Source organism: Methylobacterium sp. J-026, assembly GCF_022829585.1.
GTDB lineage: Bacteria > Pseudomonadota > Alphaproteobacteria > Rhizobiales > Beijerinckiaceae > Methylobacterium.
The window spans coordinates 1-5,543 of the sequence record NZ_JAKSYC010000353.1; the positions used below are offsets into that span (position 1 = coordinate 1).

The following is a 5,543-nucleotide window of genomic DNA, read 5'->3' on the forward strand; positions in this document are numbered from 1 at the left end:
GGCGGCAGGGGCGCCGGGTGGGCGGCATCGGGGGACGCCGGCAAGGGCTCAGTTCCCGTTTTCTCTCTCAGTTCCCGTTTTAGAGAGAGAGACCGGGAACTGTAAGTGTCTGATCCTGCGGGCTGTTCCCGCTGTTCCCGCTGTTCCTGGGCCCAAACAGGATAGCTACGCGCGCGCTCGCTCGCCCGCACGCGCGCGCACGCCTGGGCGGCCTCATCTTCATCGGAACCTTGATGCTTTTTTTCAGCCCGGGAACTCCGGGAACTCCGGGAACTGCCAATGCTTGCAATAACTTGACCGTTCCCGCTATCAGCCTCGGGAACGGAAACTGCGGGAACAGGGGACGTATTTCGGGACGGCTTCTGGCAAGCGCTGGCCGCCTCAATGCCCTCGGATAGGATGCTGGCGAGGTCCATCAGCGCCGGCCTCCCGCGTGAACCGCGAAGGGGCTTTCTTCCCGGCCAGCCATCCTGAACTCAGCGCGCCGGAGGGCATAGACTTTGAATCGGCCGACCTTCGGGACGAACGTGTGGAAGTTGCAGTCCTTGTCTTTGCGCTTCGCGATCAAATCCTGCGCGTCGAGGGCGCGGCCGATCTCGGTTTCCTTCAAAGTGCCGCCTGCCGCCTCCACGATGCGGTGAGCCGGGATGTAGACGGCGGTATCGTCGTACCAAGCACTCGCATTGCGGTTCGGGGCCTTGGTGCCGATCTCGATCTCAGTCGGCAGAACTTCGCTGTCCCACCTCTCTGCTACCCATGCGCGGAGGCTGTTGACGGCCTGCTCCTCTGGGTTGAGAGCCGCGGCGTCCGTTGAGACGCCGAACTTCCCCCAGGCCCAATCGACAGTGCTTTTCACATCCACGTTCGCCGGCAGGATGCCGAAGCGGCACGCCATCAGACCCGCATTGATGAGGATAGCAAAGGGGAGCGCCGCGCGGCGCATCGCGCTACCTGCGCGTGCCCTATGCCGACGTCGGCCCCATCGTGGTGCCCGAGGGCCTTACCGACGAGCAGGTGCTGTTCCTCAGCGACATCTTCCCAACGGCCTACCAGGCTGCCGAGCACTGCGACATCGGCCCGGAGGATACCGTCGCAATCTGGGGCTGCGGTCCGGTCGGCGTGCTCGCTGTGAAGTGCTGTTACCTGCTCGGAGCCAAGCGTGTCATCGCGATCGACAGCGTCCCCGAGCGGTTGGCGCTCGCCCGTGAGGCCGGTGCCGAGACCATCGATCTCGGCAGTCAGAACGTGCAGGACACGCTGATGGAGATGACCCATGGCCTCGGGCCCGACTCGGTCATCGAGGCAGTCGGCATGGAGTCTCATGGGGCGGACACCACGCTTCAGAAGGTATCTTCCGCCATCATGGAGCACACCGTCAGCCTGGAGCGGCCATTTGCGCTGAACCAGGCAATCCTGGCCTGTCGCCCCGGTGGCAATGTCTCGATGCCGGGCGTCTTCGCCGGGCCGGTCGGGCCGGTGGCGCTCGGCGTTCTAATGAACAAGGGTCTGACCCTGAAGACGGGCCAGACGCACATGGTCCGCTACATGAAGCCGTTGATGGAGCGTATCCAGAAGGGCGAGATCGACCCGTCCTTCATCATCAGCCATCGCTCCACCAACCTGGAGGATGGCCCAGCGCTTTACGACATGTTCCGAGACAAGACCGACAACTGCACCAAGGTCGTGTTCAAGCCACACGGTTGAGATTGAGCCCGAGCCGCCCCTTGTATCAGCAGTGGGGCGGCTACCCAGCTACTGCACGTGCTGACGTCAGCCTATCTGCGCACGACGTCAGCCCGAATTGGGCGCACAGGGCAAGGCACAAGCCCTGATCTTTCAGAGTACGGCCACAGGTGCTTTGCGTGCCCGTGTCAGCCGCTGATAGGGAGTAACGGGGGAGTACCGGGGTCAGGGGTCAGCCGCTGATCGAGAACGGCGTTACCTCAGCCCTTGCCGATGCTTTGGAAGACCCGTTCTGATCCCGCCTGTGGGCGTTCCGCATATCAGTTTCGCCAGCGCCTAACGCGCAGCTTGGACCGACTTACAATCGATCGGCCTGAGAGGAGCGTGCGTCGGTCAAGCCTTCACACCCCTGTGACATCGACGTCGGGACCTATTGTGCGCGATCGACTGTTCCCCACGCCCACAGACGAAAGAACGTTATGACCAAGCTCATTCTCGCCGCGGCTTTTGCTGCGGCGCTGACGACACCTGTCTCTGCACAGGTCTTCGAGACCCCGACCAGCACGACCGTAATCGTCCCACGTGGCGCTCCCGGTGTCGTTACCCGGCAGCCGGGCTCGACCGGGGAAGAAGGCGCTGCAACCTACTCACCCACCGGCCGCGCTGCAGACAGCATTTCGAGCGACTCAGCCGCTTCCGGCAACGAAGGGCAGCCTTCGCGGATGGGGTCGACGGGCAGCGGTGGCGGGAAGTAGGCGTCATCGACGATCGCCAAATACGTGATGTAATCGCCGCCACCAAAACTAAAGGCCGTTCTTCCGAGTGGAGAACGGCCCTGCATAATTTTTGCACGTCGATGTCAAACTATCTGATTGGACAGAATAGTTGATCTACTTCGATGGTGCTGTTGGGTTATTGCCGGAGGGGGCTGCTGCCTGTTGCTCAACTGGCGCCTGCGGATCTTCGCCTGGCTTGTAGGTGGTCGGGGCGGCTGGCACGGGCCGCTCCTTGTTCTGCGCTACCGACTTCCCGCCAGGGTTGGGGGCATCTTTGGCTGCGGACTCCTCCCGCGGCACTGGTGCTTGGCTCCAACCGTCCTGGGCGCTTCGACCTTTATCGCCCATCACATCGAAACCCTTGATCTCGCCGGGCTTGGTCTGGGCCTGCGCCGATGCGGTGAGCGCCAGGGTTGCGAACGCGGCAAAGGCCACGCTCAGTGCAAGGGGAGAGCGGGCCATCGGCTTGTCTCGGCTGGCGTGAAAATATTTGAGTGCAACCTGTCACGCCGTCGGCATGTTCCGGCTTCACAGAACTGTCTCAAAAACGAGATCGCACCGCCGATGCCCAATTTAATTCTCGACCGCGAGAATAAAGGGGCTACGCCCATCCTGCCTGCGCACATCGAGGACACAGTCCGCGCAATTGCGGATCTGCATCACGAACATCATCGTAAGGCCACACCGGTCCAACGCACCGTCGCCCGCATGACCAGCGCCGTCGGGCGCCCACGCTTCGTCGGCGTACTCACTCTCGCAATCCTCGCCTGGGTCGGTTTGAACCTCGTTCTCCCGGCACTCGGTCACGCCAGTTTCGATCCGCCACCTTTCGCGTACATGCAGGACGTTGGCGGCGTCCTGAGCCTATACGTCACCAGTCTGATTCTGATCACGCAGCGGCACGATGAGCAGTTAGCCGAGCACCGCGCTCAGCTTACCCTGGAGCTCGCGATCGTTTCCGAGCAGAAGAGTGCCAAGATCATCGCCCTGCTGGAGGAGATGAGGCGTGACCATCCCCACCTCACCGATCGGGTCGACGATGAAGCGGAGGCGATGGCGCGGCCGGCGAACCCCCAGGCTGTGCTCGATGCCATCAAGGACACGCATGGCGACCTTCTCTCCACGGAGGGACAGATCACCCCGGCGTAACCTGGGACCAACGCTAGCGGAATAGTTCCGCAGATCGATGTCTGCGGAACTCTAGCAGCTACAACTACATGCGCGAACGACGCATATGATGGCGCCGATGGCGCTTCATGTGCCTCATACCCATCATGCCCTGCTGGCCACCCATGCGCTTCTCTGACGGGCTCTTCACGCTGCCAGGATTGTTCATGTTGCTCTGAGCACTACCGCTGCCACTGCCGGCAGGCATCTGAGCGAGAGCCGTTCCCGTGACGGCGAGCGTCAGTGCAGCGGCGAGGGCAAGGGTCTTCATCGACATGGCGTTTTCCTCCCGACAGATCGAGTTGATCGGTCCGGGGCTGAACGTGACGGCACTCGATATCGTTCAAGCTTCCGCTAGGTCTCAGGTTACAAACCTCGCTTACGTTGCAGCCGCAGCGCCAGGATCAGCGCGCCGGGCCAGAATACGAGGCTGAGCAGGGCGATCGGCACGATGGAGCGGCCCTTCCACCACGCGATGATGACCGGCAGGAACAGGCCGGGGATTGCCACCGCGAGGAGGGCCCAGAATTCGACGTCGGACAGGTCCATAGGCGTCCCGCAGATAGCGCCGCTGCTACGCTTTCTTCACGATAGGTGGCACAGTCCGGCCCCCATGCCGATCCGGCCCGAGCATCGCTACTTCTATCCAATCGACTGGCGCGAGCTGTCGCTGGCGATCCGCTTTGGTCGGGCAAAGGGCTGCTGCGAGGGCTGCGGACGGCCGCATGGGCGGATGGTCTACCACCTCGGCGATGGGCGCTGGTGGGACGCGGACGCTAGCCGCTGGCACGACGGCTGGGGCAGACGGATCCGGATAGCTGCGGAAGCTGACATCCTTGGACGAGCTCGCCGGACTTGGGTGGTGTTGGCTGCAGCCCATCGGGACCACGACACCGCGAACAACGCCGACGCCAACCTCGCGGCCTTTTGCCAGCGCTGCCACATGATCCACGACCGTCCGGAACATCAGAGGCGACGCTGGCGCACGCTGTTCCGGCGGAAGGCACTCGGTGACTTGTTCGGGGGCCCCTATGCCTGAGACGACAGCGACGTGATCGTGTGCATCATCGGCACCAAGAGGCGGCACCACACCACCGGATGGGACCCTTATCGATGGTGCCTGTTGTCGTGGGATCAGCGGACGGCAGGTGCGCGATCGCTCGTTCAGTAGGCCTGTTGGCCTCCATCAGCATTACGGCCGAGAAGCAGCAGAGCGCCAGGGCGGCGATCCAGAGAACGCCTCTCAGGGTTCGGGTCGTTCGCTTAGACATATCGACGTTGGTGACGGTCGTCGGTTAGCGAACCCTTGCACGCTCACGATGCGTCCGGCGGGCGCTCGGGACCGGACCTGCGCACCGGCGATTGTCGAGGGCCGTGAGCCGGCGCCCTGCGGTCTCCAGTCCCGCCGCCGCACCGACCCTCATGCGACTGCCCGGCCAAGGCTTCACGGGCGAGCCCCGAGGAACTGGCTCGGGCCCGCCTGTCGTCGCATGCTCGCCCGCAACAGCACCGTGTGGTGTCGCGAACGCCTCGGGCACGCGTCCGGGGGAGGCCGAGCGCTTGGGCAGGAAGGTCCTGAGGATAGGCTGACACAGGCGACACCGCTTTGGCCGGCTGCTACAGCACCTGCCTCCCCCGGACGCGTGCCCGAGGTGTTCGCGACACCACACGGTGCTGTTGCGGGCGAGCATGCGACGACAGGCGGGCCCGAGCCAGTTCCTCGGGACTCGCCCGTGAAGCATTGGCCGGGCAGTCGCATGAGGGTCGGTGCGGCGGCGGGACAGGAGACCGCAGTGCGCCGGCTCACGGCCATCGACAATGCCCGGTGCGCAGGTCCGGTCACCAGCGCCCGCCGGACCAATCGTGAGCGTGCAGGGGTTCGCTAATGTCAGAGCAGCACCATCGGCGAAATGGGTA

The 5,543-nt window shown here is 63.7% G+C and carries 7 protein-coding genes; 3 read left to right on the plus strand and 4 right to left on the minus strand.

The genetic code is table 11. The features are described from left to right. Nucleotides 1-415 precede the first annotated feature (415 nt). Nucleotides 416-943 carry a hypothetical protein gene (locus MKK69_RS30845; protein ID WP_243973984.1) on the minus strand — a complete coding sequence of 176 codons (528 nt, stop codon included), beginning with the start codon at nt 941-943 and terminating at the stop codon, nt 416-418. A gap of 14 nt (nt 944-957) precedes the next feature. Here MKK69_RS30845 and MKK69_RS30850 point away from each other — a divergent pair, with 14 nt between their 5' ends. After that, entirely contained in the window at nt 958-1,704 is a 747-nt protein-coding gene (locus MKK69_RS30850; RefSeq protein ID WP_243973985.1) for a zinc-binding dehydrogenase, read from the plus strand. Between the two features lie 869 nt (nt 1,705-2,573). Here MKK69_RS30850 and MKK69_RS30855 read toward each other — a convergent pair. Beyond that, entirely contained in the window at nt 2,574-2,921 is a 348-nt protein-coding gene (locus MKK69_RS30855) for a hypothetical protein (protein WP_243973986.1), read from the minus strand. A 102-nt stretch (nt 2,922-3,023) separates the two neighbouring features. On the opposite strand from MKK69_RS30855, the gene MKK69_RS30860 reads away from it, so the two are divergent. Next, nucleotides 3,024-3,608: a DUF1003 domain-containing protein gene (locus tag MKK69_RS30860; protein WP_243973987.1), complete on the plus strand. Its 585-nt coding sequence runs from the start codon at nt 3,024-3,026 to the stop codon at nt 3,606-3,608. Nucleotides 3,609-3,672: 64 nt separating this feature from the next. On the opposite strand, the gene MKK69_RS30865 is transcribed toward MKK69_RS30860, so the two are convergent. Both MKK69_RS30865 and MKK69_RS30870 read right to left on the minus strand, forming a co-directional pair. Further along, nucleotides 3,673-3,903 (minus strand): hypothetical protein, encoded by a 231-nt coding sequence (locus tag MKK69_RS30865; protein ID WP_243973988.1) that lies wholly within the window; start codon nt 3,901-3,903, stop codon nt 3,673-3,675. An 89-nt stretch (nt 3,904-3,992) separates the two neighbouring features. Continuing rightward, the gene (locus tag MKK69_RS30870; RefSeq protein WP_243973989.1) at nt 3,993-4,175 is read right to left on the minus strand and encodes a hypothetical protein; all 183 of its coding nucleotides are present in this window, start codon (nt 4,173-4,175) and stop codon (nt 3,993-3,995) included. A gap of 64 nt (nt 4,176-4,239) precedes the next feature. On the opposite strand from MKK69_RS30870, the gene MKK69_RS30875 reads away from it, so the two are divergent. Continuing rightward, nucleotides 4,240-4,665 (plus strand): hypothetical protein, encoded by a 426-nt coding sequence (locus MKK69_RS30875; RefSeq protein WP_243973990.1) that lies wholly within the window; start codon nt 4,240-4,242, stop codon nt 4,663-4,665. Nucleotides 4,666-5,543: the final 878 nt, after the last annotated feature.